The sequence below is a fragment of the Arthrobacter sp. S39 genome (genome assembly GCF_004320525.1).
Classification (GTDB): Bacteria; Actinomycetota; Actinomycetes; order Actinomycetales; family Micrococcaceae; genus Arthrobacter.
In genome coordinates this window covers 77,134-92,736 of the sequence record NZ_SIHX01000014.1, presented here as the reverse complement: position 1 = coordinate 92,736, position 15,603 = coordinate 77,134, and the positions used below count along the sequence as shown (strand labels likewise).

12 protein-coding genes are annotated in these 15,603 nt (G+C 66.6%); 5 read left to right on the top strand and 7 right to left on the bottom strand.

Annotated elements, in window-relative coordinates; all coding sequences use genetic code 11:
- Nucleotides 1-355 precede the first annotated feature (355 nt).
- The gene (locus tag EYS21_RS20635) at nt 356-886 is read left to right on the top strand and encodes a GNAT family N-acetyltransferase (protein ID WP_165478368.1); all 531 of its coding nucleotides are present in this window, start codon (nt 356-358) and stop codon (nt 884-886) included.
- Between the two features lie 200 nt (nt 887-1,086).
- On the opposite strand, the gene EYS21_RS20630 is transcribed toward EYS21_RS20635, so the two are convergent.
- The 3 genes from EYS21_RS20630 to EYS21_RS20620 form a co-directional block, all read right to left on the bottom strand.
- Complete coding sequence (locus EYS21_RS20630) at nt 1,087-2,445, bottom strand: extracellular solute-binding protein (protein ID WP_131135111.1); 1,359 nt, start codon at nt 2,443-2,445, stop codon at nt 1,087-1,089.
- Between the two features lie 401 nt (nt 2,446-2,846).
- Complete coding sequence (locus EYS21_RS20625) at nt 2,847-3,788, bottom strand: carbohydrate ABC transporter permease (protein WP_131135110.1); 942 nt, start codon at nt 3,786-3,788, stop codon at nt 2,847-2,849.
- Entirely contained in the window at nt 3,778-4,722 is a 945-nt protein-coding gene (locus EYS21_RS20620; protein ID WP_131135109.1) for a sugar ABC transporter permease, read from the bottom strand. The genes EYS21_RS20625 and EYS21_RS20620 overlap by 11 nt, the downstream gene beginning before the upstream one ends.
- A gap of 368 nt (nt 4,723-5,090) precedes the next feature.
- Here EYS21_RS20620 and EYS21_RS20615 point away from each other — a divergent pair, with 368 nt between their 5' ends.
- Genes EYS21_RS20615 through EYS21_RS20600 form a run of 4 tightly spaced genes read left to right on the top strand, consistent with a single transcriptional unit; the run spans nt 5,091 to nt 10,866 of the window.
- Complete coding sequence (locus EYS21_RS20615; RefSeq protein WP_207307838.1) at nt 5,091-6,386, top strand: extracellular solute-binding protein; 1,296 nt, start codon at nt 5,091-5,093, stop codon at nt 6,384-6,386.
- A gap of 43 nt (nt 6,387-6,429) precedes the next feature.
- Nucleotides 6,430-7,599 carry an acetylxylan esterase gene (locus EYS21_RS20610; RefSeq protein WP_131135108.1) on the top strand — a complete coding sequence of 390 codons (1,170 nt, stop codon included), beginning with the start codon at nt 6,430-6,432 and terminating at the stop codon, nt 7,597-7,599.
- Between the two features lie 16 nt (nt 7,600-7,615).
- A complete protein-coding gene (locus tag EYS21_RS20605) occupies nt 7,616-9,727 on the top strand; it encodes a DUF6807 family protein (RefSeq protein ID WP_131135107.1) in 2,112 nt (703 codons plus the stop codon).
- Nucleotides 9,724-10,866, top strand: a complete 1,143-nt coding sequence (locus EYS21_RS20600; protein WP_242633534.1) for a M24 family metallopeptidase — start codon at nt 9,724-9,726, stop codon at nt 10,864-10,866. Before EYS21_RS20605 ends, EYS21_RS20600 begins: the two co-directional genes overlap by 4 nt.
- Before the next feature lie 288 nt (nt 10,867-11,154).
- On the opposite strand, the gene EYS21_RS20595 is transcribed toward EYS21_RS20600, so the two are convergent.
- Genes EYS21_RS20595 through EYS21_RS20580 form a run of 4 tightly spaced genes read right to left on the bottom strand, consistent with a single transcriptional unit; the run spans nt 11,155 to nt 15,603 of the window.
- Nucleotides 11,155-12,606: an aldehyde dehydrogenase (NADP(+)) gene (locus EYS21_RS20595; protein WP_131135106.1), complete on the bottom strand. Its 1,452-nt coding sequence runs from the start codon at nt 12,604-12,606 to the stop codon at nt 11,155-11,157.
- Complete coding sequence (locus EYS21_RS20590) at nt 12,603-13,733, bottom strand: mandelate racemase/muconate lactonizing enzyme family protein (protein WP_131135105.1); 1,131 nt, start codon at nt 13,731-13,733, stop codon at nt 12,603-12,605. Before EYS21_RS20590 ends, EYS21_RS20595 begins: the two co-directional genes overlap by 4 nt.
- Nucleotides 13,733-14,638 (bottom strand): 5-dehydro-4-deoxyglucarate dehydratase, encoded by a 906-nt coding sequence (locus EYS21_RS20585; protein ID WP_131135104.1) that lies wholly within the window; start codon nt 14,636-14,638, stop codon nt 13,733-13,735. Before EYS21_RS20585 ends, EYS21_RS20590 begins: the two co-directional genes overlap by 1 nt.
- On the bottom strand, nt 14,635-15,603 hold the full coding sequence (locus EYS21_RS20580) for an NAD(P)-dependent oxidoreductase (protein WP_131135103.1): 969 nt from the start codon (nt 15,601-15,603) through the stop codon (nt 14,635-14,637). Before EYS21_RS20580 ends, EYS21_RS20585 begins: the two co-directional genes overlap by 4 nt.

Sequence of the window (15,603 nt, the reverse complement as noted above, 5' to 3'; positions counted from 1 at the left end):
AGAACAATGGACCATCACCACCCAAAACGGCGTCCCCTGGTACACACCCCCACCCCACATCGACCCCACCCAAAAACCCCAACAAAACCACTACTTCAAACCCCCACCACCACCCCGCGAATAACCCGCGTGCGGCAACAAACGGGAATGCCTGAACAGCGGTCGATCCGGGATGGGTTGACACAGGGCGTGCTTGGCGCGCGAGAGGGGCGCGATGGACGTATTGAGAAACACCGCTGGCCAGCGTGCCAGGGAATGCCGCCCGATCCTCACGCAATTCCGCACGCCCTCACCCGAAGGCAGGCCATTGGCAGCAGGTAGGCAGTCTGGCACACGCGCAAGCGATACTGGACGGGTGATCAGCGCGGCACGACCAGACGACATCTCCGGAATCCGTGACATCGAAGTCGCAGCCGGAGAGCTCTTTCGCGAGATCGGGATGGACGCGATAGCGGACGATCCTCCACTGTCTGCGCCTGAGCTGGCGCCCTATCTAAGCGATGGCAGGGCTTGGGTTGCCACCGACGCGGCCGACAATCCCATCGCGTACATCCTTGTCGACGTCATTGATGAGTGGGCCCACATCGAGCAGGTCACGGTCCACCCCGTTCACAGCCGCAAAGGTCTGGGCAGGTCACTCATCGACCACGTGGAACGATGGGCCGCCGCACACAATTTCCAAGGAATGACGTTGACAACCTTCAGGGACGTCCCGTGGAATGCTCCCTACTACGAGCGCCTCGGCTTCGTACACGTCCCCGAACCAGCCTGGTCTGATGGTCTGCGGAAGCTTGTGCAAAAGGAAAACCAGCACGGGCTCAATGCGTGGCCGCGCGTGGTGATGAAGAGAAAGATCGACCACGAGAACCCACAAGCTGGAGGCTGAAGCGGCAGCGAGTCCGGTCGTGTCCGAATGGTGCTCAGCCCCAACGAAGTTTAAACAGCTCCGCCCCGGAGGAACCGATGGTTCCTGCCGGGGCGGAGCTGCCACCCGCCGTCGGACGTTCCTTAGAGGAGGCTGAGGACGTCCGGAGCCGTTTTGGCGGTGTGAGGATTTGGCGGTGTGAGGACTGGATGGTGCAAGGACTAGCTGATGGCCGACTTCATTTCGCCGTGGGCCTTCTTGCCGGCTTCTTCAGTCGAGAGCCTGTTGAAGAGGACCTCGGATGTGTACCGCTTGACGATCTCCTGGATTGCCCCGGCGCCCTTCGGCGGCGGTGCCGGAGCCTCACCGAGTTCACCCTTGATCTGGTCGATGAACTTGACCACCTTGATGTCAGCGGGGGTCAGCTTGGCCGCAATGGCATCGCGAACTTCGGTGTTGGGGTAGACGCCGCGGTCCGCCAGGAGTGCCTGTCCGGCCTTCTCGTTGTTGGCCAGGAAGTCAATGAACTTGGCCGTTTCCTTAGGGTGCTTGGTGCGTGAGGAAGCGGACCAGAACTGGGAAGCCTTGTACCAAAGCTGCGTGTCGGCAGCCTTGCCGGTCTTGGACGGGAACCGCAGGATCTGAAGGTCGCTGCCGGCCGCCTTCTCGAGTGCCGGCAACTGGTTCGACCACCAGAAGGCCAGCCCGTTCTTGCCAGTAGCCAGGCCGCTCTGGTCGAGCGGTGCAGCTTCAGCTTCCACAACTTCAGAGGCCGACGGGACTGCCTTCTTCTCGCTGAGTTCCTTCAGGAACTTCCACCATTCGGCAATATCGGCCGGCTCGAACCCCAGCTTGCCTTCCGAGGTGTACAAGGACTTGCCGTTCTGCCGGAGCCAAACGGCCAGGGAAGCCTCGTCCGTACCGTATGCGGCCGAGCCGTAGGTGCCCTTCGGGGACTTCGCGGTGAGCTCGGCGGAGATGCGGCCGAAGTCTTCCCAGGTCCACGTCTTGTCATCCGGAAGCGCCACGCCCGCAGCCTGGAAAACGGCCGGGTTTGCCACGATCGTTGCTGCATTGATGCCTGCGGCTACACCGGTCAGGCCGTCTTCGCTCTTGCCGGCATTCAGCGCGGCTTCGTCCAGCTTGGACGTGTCGATCTCATACTTGGAGAGGTCCAGCAGCGCGCCGCGTGTGGAGTACTCGGTGATGTACTTCTCGTCCATCTGGATGATGTCCGGGGCGTCGTTGGCGGCAACCTGGGTGGCCAGCTTGTCCCAGTAGCCGCTCCAGTCACCGTACTCGGGCTTGATCTTGATCTTGGGGTTCTCGGCCTCGAAGGCGGCGATGGCAGCCTGGGTCAGCTGGGCGCGCTTGTCGCTGCCCCACCAGGAGAAGCGCAGTTCGACGGTTCCGTCGGCGCTTTGCGGTGCGGCTCCCCCGCCGCAGGCGCCGAGGGCTAGAACGGCGGCGGCTGCAGCGGCAATCACGCCTGTCTTGCGGAACCGGCGCCGTGCGCCATTGGAGGGTGTCTCTGCCGAATGGTTCTGGGCAGCAGACTCAGAGCGGGGAAAAAGCGGCACTGGATACTCCGATCTTCTTTGATCTAGTTGCTGGGGATGTGAAAACGAGGAAGCGTTTTCTTAAGTCTGATACTACAAGTTAGTAACTTGTATTACAAGAGGTTTTTTTGAATGACTGCCGGACGGGCCGACGCCGGAGGTTCGGCACGCGGGTCGTCACCATCGCAGGGCCGGCCGACGTCGGATGTTCCGCGCGTGGGCCCGTCGCCATCTTAGGGCGTACCGACGCCGGATGTTGCCGCACGCGGCGACGTCACCTCCATAGGAGGTCCCGCCGTCGGACACTCGGAGCGCAGGCGCCCGTTTTGTGTCCACCGGGCGTACAACGGCCGACGGCCCGTCCAGTGGGACGGGCCGTCGGTTTCGGGCGGTAAGCCCGAAGGATAAAGCTGCGGGTTTGTCTATTTGATGCCGGTGGTGGCGATGCCCTTGATGAGGAACCGCTGGCCGAACAGGAAGACCAGGAAGACCGGGAGCAGGGACACGATGGACATTGCGAACAGGGAGCCCCAGCTCGTGGCTGACTGCGAGTCCACGAAGGCGCGTAGGGCGACGGGAACGGTGAACATATCCGGGTCCGTGAGGTAGATCAGGGCGCCGAAGAAGTCGTTCCAGGTCCAGATGAACGTGAAGATGGTGGTGGTGGCCAGGGCCGGCACCATCAGGGGCAGTATGACGCGCAGGAAGATGCGGGGGTGGCCCGCGCCGTCGATGCGTGCAGCCTCGTCCAGGTCCTTCGGGATGCCGCGGATGAACTGGACCATCAGGAAGACAAAGAACGCCTCGGTGGCCAGCAGCTTCGGGACAATCAGCGGCCAGAAGGTGTTAACCCAGCCGATCTGCGAGAACAGGATGTACTGCGGCACGATGACCACGTGGAACGGGAGCATGATGGTCAGCAGCATGATGCCGAAGAACAGCTTCTTGCCGGTGAACTGCAGCCGGGCGAAGGCGTAGGCGGCCATCGAGCAGGAGATCAGGTTGCCCAGGATCGAGCCGATCACCACGATGGCCGAGTTGATCATGTAGTGCCCGAACGGGTGGGTCAGGGCTGACCAGCCGTCGGTGTAGTTGCTCATTTCCAGGCTGTTGAGCCAGAGCCCCGGCTCGCGGAAGATCAGTTCGTTGGCCCGGAGGGATGAGACCACCATCCACAGCAGCGGGTAGATCATCAGTGCCCCGGCGAGGATCAGGATGGCGTGCTTGCCCAGGGCCTTGGTCCGCTGTGACCGGCTGAAGGCGAGGGTCCCGCGGGACTCCCGGGGCTTGCGGTGGTTCTTAGGCTTGCCGGCGCCGGAAGTCTTCCTGTCCGGGGCGGGCAGCGTCTGCAGCTTAGTCGTCATAGAAAACCCAATACTTGGAAGCGATGAAGTTGATGGCGGTGAACACACCGATGATGACCAGCAGGAACCAGGCCATGGCGGAGGCGTAGCCCATGTCGAACTGGCCGAATCCCTTTTGGTAGAGGTACAGGGTGAAGAACATGGTGGAGTCCGAGGGTCCGCCGTTGCCGCCCGAGACGATGAACGCCTGGGTGAAGGACTGGAACGAACCGATGATCTGCAGGACCAGGTTGAAGAAGAGGATCGGGCTGAGCATCGGCAGCGTGATCTTCCAGAACTGCTGGAGGGTGCTGGCGCCATCGACCTTTGCGGCCTCGTAGTACATCACCGGGATCTGCCGCAGCCCGGCCAGGAAAATGATCATCGGGGCGCCGAACGTCCAGACGTGGAGCAGGATGATGGAACCCAGCGCAGTGCTGGGGTCCGAGATCCAGCCCGGCCCCTGGATGCCGAACATTGCCAGGACCTGGTTGACCAGGCCGGTGGTGCCGAAGATCTGCTTCCACAGGATCGCCACGGCCACCGAACCGCCCAGCAGGGACGGCAGGTAGAACACGGAGCGGTAGAACGGCAGTCCGCGGAGACCCTTGTCCAGGACCAGCGCGATCAGGAGCGCCACCGCCAACTGGAGCGGAACGCCTACGAGGACGTAGGTGAACGTCACGCCGAGTGAGTTGTGCAGCCGGGCGTCCGAGAACATCCGGGTGAAGTTATCCAGGCCCACCCATTCAGGCGGCTGCAGCAGGTTGTAGTCCGTGAAGGACAGGTAGAGGGACATCAGCATGGGGCCGATGGTGATGGCGACAAGGCCCACCAGCCACGGAAGGAGGAAGATGTAGGCGGCCTTGTTGTCGCGGCCGTTGGCCTTCTTCTCCTCCGCCGTGGCCTTGCCCTTGCGGCGGGAAATTGTGCTGAGTTCGCTGATGGCGCTCATTGCGGTGACTCCATTTCACGCAGCAGGCCCGCCGGTGCCGGCATGCATGCCGGCCGGGGCGTCCTGGGGATATGTTTAGCGGCCATGTGGTCTCCTTTGGTCATCGTGGCCCTCCACGTCTGGGGTTGATCGCCGTGGCGATCTGGATGCGTCCCGCCTCCGGTGGCGGATCCCTGGTGCTGCAAGCAGCGGTTGTTGCTGTTTCCGCGGTCCGGATCTGCCGCCGCCCGGCGGGACGATGAAAAAGCGGCTCCGTACCAAAGTAAACGGTTTCTTGACTCCTGTACAGCCCTTTGTTAGTTTTTGAGAAAGCGTTTTCTGTACCTAGGATCACTCTACCCATACTTCAACACCTAAGGGGCACAACAATGCGGTTTGGTCTCAACAAGTCTTCACTGGGCATCGCCGGAGCCACGGCGGCCCTGGCGCTGATTCTCACCGGCTGCGGCGGTGGCGGCCAAACTGCAAAAGTGGGAACTGTCGAGGACCCTGTGGTCCTCCGGTTCGCCTGGTGGGGGAACGACTCCCGTGCCAAGACCACACTCGAAGTCATCAAGGACTTCGAAGCGGCCAACCCCACCATCAAGGTTCAGGGCGAAAACACTGAATTCAGCTCCTACTGGGACAAGATGGCCACCCAGATCGCCGGCGGCACCACCCCCGACGTCTTCGCCATGAGCGGTTCGTATCCGAGCGAATACTCCAGCCGCGGCGTGCTGCTGGACCTGGCCAAGGTCAAGGACCAGCTGGACACCTCCAAGTTCGCGGAGGGAACCGTGGACCTGGGCAAGATCGACGGAACGCAGTACACCATCACCGCCGGCGTGAACTCGATGTCCATGGTCGTCGATCCCGTGGTCTTCGAAAAAGCCGGGGTGAAACTCCCGGACGACGAGACCTGGACCTGGGACGACTTTGCGGACATCGCCGCGGAAATCACGAAGAAGTCCCCGCAGGGAACTTTCGGCACCACCCCCATGGCCAACGATTCCTTCCTGGCAGTCTGGGCCCGCCAGAACGGCGAGGACCTGTACGCCGAAGACGGCAAGAAGATGGGCATCAGCGAAGACACCCTGACGAAATGGTTCGAACTGAACAAGAAGCTGATGGAAACCGGCGGGGCACCATCGGCATCCCAGACCGTGGAAGACGGCTCCGCCCAGCCTGAACTGACCCTGATGGGCCAGGGCAAGCAGGCCATGAAGATCTCCTGGAGCAACCAGATGACCTCCTACTCGGGTTCTCCCCTGGTCATGATGAAGATGCCCGGCGAAAGCAAGGAGCCCGGCGCGTGGCTGCGGTCCTCCATGGAGTACGCCATCTCCTCCAAGTCTTCCCAGCCCAAGGAAGCCGCCCTCTTCATCAACTACCTCGTAAACAACTTGGACGCAGCCAAGAAGATCAAGAGTGACCGGGGCATGCCTGCCAACACCGAACTGAAGGCCGGCATCACCCCGCTCCTGAAGGATTCCCAGCAAAAGGAAGCCGCCTACCTGGACCGCATCGCCGAGCTCAAGATTGCAGCTCCGAAGCCGTTCCCCGCCGGATCATCGTCCTCGCTGGAGGTTTTGAACCGATACAACACGGATGTACTCTTCGGAAAGGTCTCCCCGCGTGACGCGGCAAAGGGCATGATTTCCGAGGTCAACCAGAACCTGGGCTGACCTGCAGCGACGCCGACAACCCCCTTCCAACACAGGCAGGCCAGTGAATACACCACACGAGCCCACGCGGCCCAGCGCGATCGCCGGGTATGAGGACTGGCCCGGCTATGTCCGGAACCGGCCCCGCCACCAGGCAGCCACCGCGGCAGCGCAGGACCTCGCGGATGCCCTGGGCGTTCCGGCAGCCGTCACCCGGCCGGACGTCACCGTCCACTGGGCGGAAACGTACGACGGCGTCACCACCTCCCAGCTCAGCTGGCAGTTGGGCTTCGGCCCGCGCACCACTGGCTGGCTCGTGCGCCCGGCCGGAACTTCCGGGCCGCTGCCGGGCGTCCTTGCGCTGCACTGCCACGGCGGAAACAAGTTTGGCGGAGCAGACCGGCTCGTGGAACTTCCGCAGTCCCACCCCTCCGCCGCGGCTGCCAGGGCCGGCCATTACGATGGGCTGGCCCTCGCCACCGAGGTGGCCCGGGCCGGCTTTGCCGTGCTGGCCCATGACACGTTTGCCTGGGGCAGCCGCCGCTTCGACCTCTCCGTGCCGCCGTGGCGGACTGCCTCCGCGCTGGAGGCAAGGAAGTCGCAGTGGCGGGAGGACGGCGTCGAACCTACCGATGCGGACCTGTACAACGCCGCTGCCGGTTTCCACGAGGACACCGTAGCCAAGGCGGCTGGCCTGCTCGGCACCAGCATGGCCGGGATGGTGGCCCATGACGACCTCGCGGCACTGGACATCCTCGGCTCACTTCCCGGCGTGGATCCGGCGCGGCTGGGCTGCATCGGCTTCTCCGGCGGCGGCGGCCGGTCCCTCACGCTGGCGGCCCTGAGCCCGGAGATCAAGAGCTACGTGGTGACCTGCATGATGGCCACGTTCGGCTCCCTCCTGCCCGCTTACCTCGACGCCCATTCCTGGCTGCTCCAGACGCCAGGGCTCTGGAAACTGGGCGACTGGCCGGAGCTCACGGCTACCTCGGGCGCCGACGGATTCCTGGTGCAGTACGCCTTGGCGGACCAGCTCTTTCCCGAGGACGGCATGCGCGAAGCCCACCGGATCCTGGAGTCGATCCACCTGGCCGGCTCCTACACCGGAACCTTCTGGCCGGGCGGGCACGTCTTCACCGCAGAAATGCAAAATGAAGCCATCAGCTACCTTTCCAGGGCGCTGGGCGCCGGAAGCCCCGCGGTCCACCACCACTCACCCCTTTCCACTCCATAGGCACCGAGGACCATCGATGACGCAGCAATCCGCCTTCGCGGCACCAGACACCACAGCACCGCATTCTGCCGCGGGAACCAGCCCGGCCACGGCTCCGACTGCCCGTCCGCGGATTGCCCTGGTGGGTGTCCACGGCTTCGGCGAGCGGCACCTGGCCAACCTTTCCCGGCTGGAGGCGGCCGGCGCCGTCGAACTCGTGGCCGTTGCCGATCCCAATCCTCCGCAGGACGGCAAGCTGGGCGGTTCCGTGGCCGTCTTCACTACGCTGGACGAGCTGCTGGCCTCGGGAACGGCTCCTGATGTGGTCATCCTGGCCACCCCCATCCAGACGCACGCGCCCCTGGCGCTTGCTGCACTGGCGGCGGGATGCGACGTCTATGTTGAAAAGCCCCCGGTGGCCTCCCTGGCACAGTTCCAGGAGGTTTTGGCTGCGGCTGAGGTGTCGGGGAAGCTCGTCCAGGTGGGCTTCCAGAGCCTGGGATCCCTCGCCCTGCCCGCGATCCGTGAGTCGATCGCTTCCGGTGAGATCGGCGATGTCCTTGGCCTGAGTGCACAGGGCATGTGGCTGCGGACCAAGGGGTACTTCAAGCGGTCCCGCTGGGCGGGCAAGCGCAGCCTCGAAGGCACCGACGTGGTGGACGGCGTAGCCACCAACGCGCTGGCGCATGCGGTGGCCACCGGACTGCACATGGCCGGCGCCCACACCCTGGCCGACGTCGCGTCCGTGGAGACCGACCTCTACCGGGCCAACGACACCCAGAGCGACGACACCTCCGTGATCCGCGTGCGTACTGAAGCCGGGCAGACCCTGTTGTGCGGTTTGACGCTCTGCGCCCCGGAGCAGCGGAGCCCCTCGGTGACCGTTCACGGCACTAAGGGCGAGATCACGTTCTTCTACACCGAGGACGAAGTAGTCACCACGTCTCCCGCCGGCGAGCGCCGCGAGACGTTCGGGCGGACCGACCTGCTGGAGAACCTGCTCGCGGCCCGCGGCGCCGGCGCTCCGCTGTTGTGCGCCCTGGCGGACACGGGCGCGTTCACCTCCGTTCTGGAAGCCATCCGAACGGCTCCGGACCCGCAGGAGATTCCCGCTGCGCACATTACCTGGGCGGGCGACGGCGACGACACCCACCCCATCGTCAACGGCATCCCTGAACTCATCGAACGCGCGGCCAAGGCCCAGGCCACCTTTGCCGAGCTCGGCGTCCCCTGGGCCCGCAGCCTCCCGCCCGTGCAGACCTTCGACCTTGCAGGGCACGCCGTGGCGGACTACCAGGACGGCAGCCACATCCGGGCCGTATCATCGCCCCGCCCCTACCTCCACCCCGTCCGCACGCTGGCGGGCACAGTTGTCACCGACCACCAGCCGCTGGACCACGTGTGGCACCTGGGCGTGGGCGTGGCCCTGCAGGATGTGGACGGCGTCAACTTCTGGGGCGGCCGCACCTACACCCGCGCGGCCGGCGAATATGTCTGGCGGCCGGACCACGGCACCATCGTCCGCACGGGCGAACCCTCACAGCAGGACGGCCAACTGGCCGAGACACTGTCCTGGAACGGGCTCGACGGCGCTCCCGTCCTGACCGAGCAGCGCACCTGGACGTGGGCGGCAGCAGGCTCCTCCGCCTGGCGCCTCACTCTTGACTTTGCGCTCTCCCCCGCCGGCGATCAGCCGGTGAGCCTGGGCAGCCCCGGTTCCAACGGCCGCCACCAGGGCGGTTACGGCGGCTTCTTCTGGCGCCTTCCTGAATGCCCCGGGGCAACGGTGTGGACGCCCGGCGTGGCCGGGGAAACCTCCACCGGCGAGGCCGCCGTGCACGGAAGCGTCACGCCGTGGCTCGCCTGGTCCGGCAGCTTCAGCGCAGGAACGGACGACGGCGGCACGGGAGACAGTGCCGCCAGCGGCGCCGCCACGCTGGTGTTTGTCGCCTCGGAAGGCTCCACGGACCCGTGGTTCGTCCGCGTGGACGGCTACCCGGGCGTTGGCCAATCGTTGGCCTGGGATGCCCCCGTGATCGCTGAACCCGGCATCCCGGTGCGCCGCAGCGTCACGGTGTTCATCGCCGACGGAATTTTGGCTACGCAAGACATCGAAACATTGATCAAGTCGCAGGGGGACAACTCATGAGCCAGGCCACCACCACACCAGCACCACTCGGGACGCCGCCAACCGGCGCGGAATCCGCCGTAGAACGGACAGCGCCCGCCTCCACGGCAGACCGCGAGGTAAAGCGGCACCGCGTTTTGGAGATCCTGGACGCCAAAGGGCACGACTCCCTGCTGCTGACCACCCACACCGCCCTGACCTGGTACCTGGACGGCAGCCGGGTGCACATCAGCCTGGCGGGCGACCCCATCGCCGCGCTGCTCGTGGACCGGGACGGCGACCACCTGGCCACGTTCAACAACGAGGCCGGACGGATGTCGGCCGAGGAGCTCCCCGCCGGCGTCTCCCTGCACACCGTGCCCTGGTACGGGAACCTGCACGAGGCCGCTGCCGCCGTCGGACATTCTTCCGGCACCCCGCTGGCAGAAGCCGCGGCGGCCACCGAGCTGAGGGCCGCCCGGCAGCAGCTGCTCCCGGCCGAGAGCGCCCGCTACGCGCACCTCAGCGCGGAACTGGCGGGCATCATGACCGACGTGCTGTCCACCGCCCGGCCGGACACCACCGAGTTCGAACTCGTGTCCGCCCTCGCCGGCCGCGTGGTTGCCGCAGGCGCGGAACCTTTGGTGCTCCTGTGCAACGGCAGTTCCCGCAGCGACTTCCGCCACCCTCTGGCCACGCACGCCCCGCTCGGCCGCCGCGCCATGGCTGTGGTGTGCGCCCGCCGGGACGGCCTGGTAGCCAACATCACCCGCTGGGTGAGGTTCGACGCCGGCACTCCCGAAGAGCTCGACGCCGAGTCCCGGATTGCCGGCGTAGAGGCGGACATCTTCGACGCGACGATCCCCGGCGCCCGGCTGGACCGCATCTTCGGCGAGATCAAGGCGGCCTACGTCCGCCACGGCTTCGGCGCGGAGCAGTGGGAGCAGCACCACCAGGGCGGACCGGCGGGCTATGCCGGGCGGGATCCGCGCGTCACTGCGGCCGCCACCGACGCCGTGGTGCTCAACCAGCCGTTCACCTGGAACCCGTCCGGGCCGGGCGTGAAGATCGAGGACACGGTCCAGCTCACGGAGTCGGGCGTAAAAGTCCTGACCGTTGACGACCGCTGGCCCACCACCACCGTGAACGGCCTCAAGCGCCCGGTCACCCTGCAGCTCTAGGCCAAACGCTCTCACGCGTCGCCCCGCCGAGGGCGTCATGTGAGGGAGCGTCTTGGCTGGACGTACGACGGCGTCACGCAGGGCAGCCCTTAGGCCCACCGAAAGTGCCACTCCCCCGCCAAACCGGGCCGCCGCCGTCGTCCGGTTCCCCAAAACGTGCGCTGCGTGACGCCCGCCGGCCGAGCCGGGCACTGGACGTCCTGCCGCTTAAACCGCAACGCTCTATCACTCTCCTAAAGAAAGTGATAGAGCGTTTCGGTTAAAGCGACATCAAGTGAGAGAGGGTCGCTAGGGGAGGCGGAGTTCGCCGTCCACGCGGCGCGGGATGCCAAGCGGGTTGCTTTCGCGCAGTGCGGGGTGCAGCACCGTTTCCGGGGCATCCTGGTAGGCGACGGGACGCTGGAAGCGGCGGACCGCCGTCGCGCCCACCGAAGTGAACAGGGACGTGGTGGCCGGGTACGGGCCACCGTGCTGCTGGGCCCAGTTCACTGCCACGCCCGTGGGCCAGCCGTCGAACAGGACCCGGCCGGCGAGGCCTGACAGCTGCTCCACAAGGTCCGCGACGTCCTCGCCCGGCTGGGCATGGACGGTGGCGGTCAGGCTGCCGGGAACCTTGGCCAGGACAGCGGAGAGTTGTTCCTGGTCCGTGTATTCGATCAGCAGTGTGGTGGGGCCGAAGCACTCCTCCAGCAGCTCGTCCGGGCGTTCCAGGACGTTGGCGGCGGAGGTGGAGAACACCACGGGTGCGGCGCCGTCGCGGGTGGCGTCCTGGTCTGCGGTGCCGCTGACGATGGTCACGTCGGGCAGCGAAGCCACGCTCCGCAGGCCGTCGGGGTAGGCGTCGGAGATCCGGCTGGTGAGCATGGCCGCCGTCGGCTTGTCCTTGCTTGCCTCGGCCAGTTCGGCGGCGAAGCCGGTGCCTGCCGGGATGAAGACGAGGCCGGGCTTCGTGCAGAACTGGCCGGCTCCCATGGTGAACGAGGCTGCGAGGCCCGCCGCGAGCTGGCCGGAACGCTCGGCCAGGGCGGCCGCGGTGATGACCACCGGGTTCAGGCTGCCCAGCTCGCCGTAGAACGGGATGGGGTCGGGACGGGAGACCGCGAGGTCAAACAGCGCCCGGCCGCCGGGGATGGATCCGGTGAAGCCCACGGCCTTGATGGCGGGGTCCTGCACCAGGGCAGTTCCCACCTCGCGGCCGCTGACCAGCGCGAACAGGCCTTCCGGGGCTCCGGCGCTACGCAGTGCTTCGGTGACCACCTCGGCCGTCCGTTCGGACAGCTTCAGGTGGCCCGAGTGGGCCTTGACGATCACGGATGAGCCCACGGCCAGGGCGGACGCGGTGTCGCCGCCGGCCACCGAGAACGCGAACGGGAAGTTGGAGGCGGAGAAGACGGCAACCGGACCGATCGGGCGGAGGATGCGGCGCAGGTCCGGCTTCGGCGGCGTGGCGGACGGGTCCGCGTGGTCGATCACGGCTTCAAGGTAGGAGCCTTCGGTGATCACGCGGGCGAACAGCCGCAGCTGCCCGGACGTGCGGGCCACCTCGCCGGTCAGCCTGACGCTGCCAAGGCTGGTCTCCGAATCGGCGATCTCCACCAGTTCGGTGACGTTGGCGTCCAGTGCGTCGGCGACGGCGTTGAGCCAGCCGGCGCGCTCGGCGTCCGACGCGGCGGCCGCGACGGCGGCGGCGCGGGTGGCGGCAGCCGTGAGCTCGGAAAGTGAAAGGGTTGCAGTTGTCACTGGAAGGTCCTGTTCGTCGTGTCTGCGGGTGTGTCCGTGAAGCGGAAGCCCAGTCCGGGCTGGTCCGTGAGGGTCAGGCGGCTGTTGCTGAAGCGGACCGGCGACGGCCCGGCCAGGATGCCCAGCTGCTCGAAGGACGCGTCCTCCACGTCCTCCACCAGCGTTGGCTCCGCCAGCGTAAGCGCCAGCTGCCCGGACAGCTCCGGCAGCAGGTGCGGCATCACGCGGATGCTGTTCGTCCGGGCCAGCTCCACAATCCGCCGGAACGGCGTGATGCCGCCGACCCGGATGATGTTGGGCTGGATGATGTCCACCGCCTCCGCCTCAATGAAATCGCGGAAGCGGAAGATGGTGTGCAGGTTTTCGCCCAGGGCGATGGGCACGGGTGACTGCTTCCGGAGCCTGCGGTAGGCCCAGAGGTCGTCCGCGCGGATGGGCTCTTCGAGCCACTCCAGCCCGTACTCCGCCAGGACGTCCAAGGCTTTGAAAGTGGTGGGCAGGTCCCAGCGCTGGTTGGCGTCGATCATGAGCTTGCGGTCCGGGCCGAGCACGGACCGGACGGCCGCCACACGCTCGGCGTCCTCGCGGATGTCGGGCTTGCCCACCTTGATCTTGACTGCCTTGTGCCCGGCGGCGACCCAGCGTTCGGTCTGGGCCACCAGCTCCTCCAGCGTGTAGTGCAGGTTCACGCCGGAACCGTACACCTCCGCGGACTCCTGCCGCTGGCCGAGCAGTCCGGTGACGGACGTCTGCGCGCGGCGGCCTTGGAGGTCCCAGAGGGCGAGGTCGACGCCGGCCATCGCGATGGTGGTCAGTCCCCCGCCGCCGGCCTCATGCAGCCGCTTCCACAATGCGTCCCATACCGTCTCGGGATTGGCGGACAGCCCCGTAACGAAAGGTGCGATGTCGTAGTCGAGGAGGGCCTTGACGGCCTGCGGGCCGATGGTGGGCGTCCAGGAAAAACCGTGCCCCGCTCCGCCGTCGTCCGTCTGGATCTCCGTAACGATCACATGGTTTTCCGGCGCATCCGCTCCCCAGCTGCGCCTCAGCGGCACAGTCAGGAGGCGGGTGGTGAGTCCGGTGATGCGCGGCGCGGTCCGGACGGCTTCGACGGCGGGCGCACTCATCAGCGGCCAGCCAGCTCGTAGCCCTTGGCCAGGATGGACTTCAGCTGGACCAGCTGGTCCTCGGTGGGGTCCACCAGCGGCGGGCGGACGCCGCCAACAGCCAGCCCGCCGAGCCGCAGGCCCGCCTTGATCAGCGAGACGCCGAAGCCGGGGGTCTGGTCGCGGAGCCGCACCAGCGGGGCGTAGAAGCCCTCCAGCAGGGCGTTGCGGCGCTCCTCGTCACCGGACATGTAGGCGTCGTAGTACGCCTTGGCGATCTCCGGAGCCATGGCGAATGCCGCCGAGGAGTAGAGCGGGATGCCCAGTCCGCGGTAGGCGCCCTGGGTCAGTTCGGCGGTCAGCAGGCCGTTGAAGAAGGCGAAGTCCGTCCGTCCGGTGGCTCGGACGGCGGAGACGATCTCCTGGGCCAGGCCCACGTCGCCCAGGCCGTCCTTGAAGCCGATCACCTTGGGGTTGGCGGCGAGGCGGACCATGGAGGCGGCGGTGAACTTGGCGTTGCCGCGGTGGTAGACGATCACGGGGAGGCTGCTGGCGTCCGCCACTGCTTCGATGTACGCCACCAGGCCGTCGGTTGGTCCGGTGACCAGATACGGCGGCAGGACCAGGAGTGCGTCGGCACCCGCTTCCTCGGCAACCCGGGCGGCAGCCAGGGCGTGCCCCAGCGGTCCGCCGGCTCCGGCGACCACGGGAACCTTGCCTGCCACAACCTCGACGGCGGCGGTCACCACGGTGCGCACCTCGTCAATGCTCAGGGCGTGGAATTCACCGGTGCCGCAGGCGGGAAACACGCCGCCGGGCCCGAACGGAAGCCGCGAATCGATGTGCTCCTTGAGAAGCTCCACATCCACAGCGCCCTCCGGCGTGAACGGGGTGACGGGGAAAAACAGTACGCCGTCGAATTTCATGGTGTCTCCTTGGATCCGGCTCCGGCTGTGACCAGTGCGGCGGACGTCTCGTCGTTGAGGTGGGTGTTGGTTTTCAGTTCGGTCCGCCAGCTGCGCTTGGGCTCCCAGCCCAGCAGCTCGCGTGCCTTGGTGATGGAGAAGGCGGGGCTGGTGCCGGTCAGGCCGGCGGCCAGGGCTTCGCTTCCGGGCAGGAAGCGGGGCATCAGTTCGGCCAGGGGTGCGGTGGCGAGGGCGTCAGCGGCTCCGACGAAGAAGGTTTCCCCGTTGGGGATGGAGTCCATCTTCTGCAGGAGCACGTCCAGGAAGTCTGCGACGTCGCGGGCGTCCACGTAGTTGAACAGCGCGGGCGCCGACAGGGCAGGGTCTGCCAGGCGTTCGGCCACGGTGTGGCCCTGCTGGGTGGGCGCGCCTTCCCATTCCTCGGGCGAGATGACGTAGCAGGGCCGGAAGGCGGCGTAGCGGATCTTCCCGCCCTGCGCCGCGGCGAACATCTCCACGGTCTGCTCGGCGATCAGCTTGGACAGGGCGTAGGCGTTCCACGGTTTGGGCGTGGTGCGCTCATCCAGCGGGAAACTGTCCGGCAGCCAGCCGGCCGGGCAGCCGTAGCCCAAAGCGGTGGGGCTGCTGGCGGTGACGATCTTGCCGATGCCCAGTTCCGTGGCGGCGCTGATCACGGCGAACGCCAGCCGGGTGTTGGTGCCGAAGATAATCTCTTCCGGGGCACTGAACGGCACGGCGATCGCGGCGAGGTGGATGACGGCGTCGGGCTGGGTTTCGCGGAGGAGGCGCAAGGCCTCGCCCGGGGCCAGCAGGTCCCCGGTTTCCTGCACGACGCCGGCCGGCAGCTGGTCCGCCGGGATCGCGTCGCGGTCCACGGAGATGACCTCGTGGCCGGCCTGGGCGAGCCCGGCCACCACGCTGCGCCCCAGCCGGCCGGAGCCGCCGGTGACAAAGATCCTGCTCAT

What these genes read in the sequence shown, in the direction of transcription:
- EYS21_RS20605 (WP_131135107.1), top strand. Translation starts at nt 7,616, where the DNA reads ATGACGCAGCAATCCGCCTTCGCGGCACCAGACACCACAGCACCGCAT.
- EYS21_RS20600 (WP_242633534.1), top strand. Translation starts at nt 9,724, where the DNA reads ATGAGCCAGGCCACCACCACACCAGCACCACTCGGGACGCCGCCAACC.
- EYS21_RS20585 (WP_131135104.1), bottom strand. Translation starts at nt 14,638, where the DNA reads ATGAAATTCGACGGCGTACTGTTTTTCCCCGTCACCCCGTTCACGCCG.
- EYS21_RS20620 (WP_131135109.1), bottom strand. Translation starts at nt 4,722, where the DNA reads ATGAGCGCCATCAGCGAACTCAGCACAATTTCCCGCCGCAAGGGCAAG.
- EYS21_RS20625 (WP_131135110.1), bottom strand. Translation starts at nt 3,788, where the DNA reads ATGACGACTAAGCTGCAGACGCTGCCCGCCCCGGACAGGAAGACTTCC.
- EYS21_RS20615 (WP_207307838.1), top strand. Translation starts at nt 5,091, where the DNA reads ATGCGGTTTGGTCTCAACAAGTCTTCACTGGGCATCGCCGGAGCCACG.
- EYS21_RS20580 (WP_131135103.1), bottom strand. Translation starts at nt 15,603, where the DNA reads ATGAGCAGGATCTTTGTCACCGGCGGCTCCGGCCGGCTGGGGCGCAGC.
- EYS21_RS20590 (WP_131135105.1), bottom strand. Translation starts at nt 13,733, where the DNA reads ATGAGTGCGCCCGCCGTCGAAGCCGTCCGGACCGCGCCGCGCATCACC.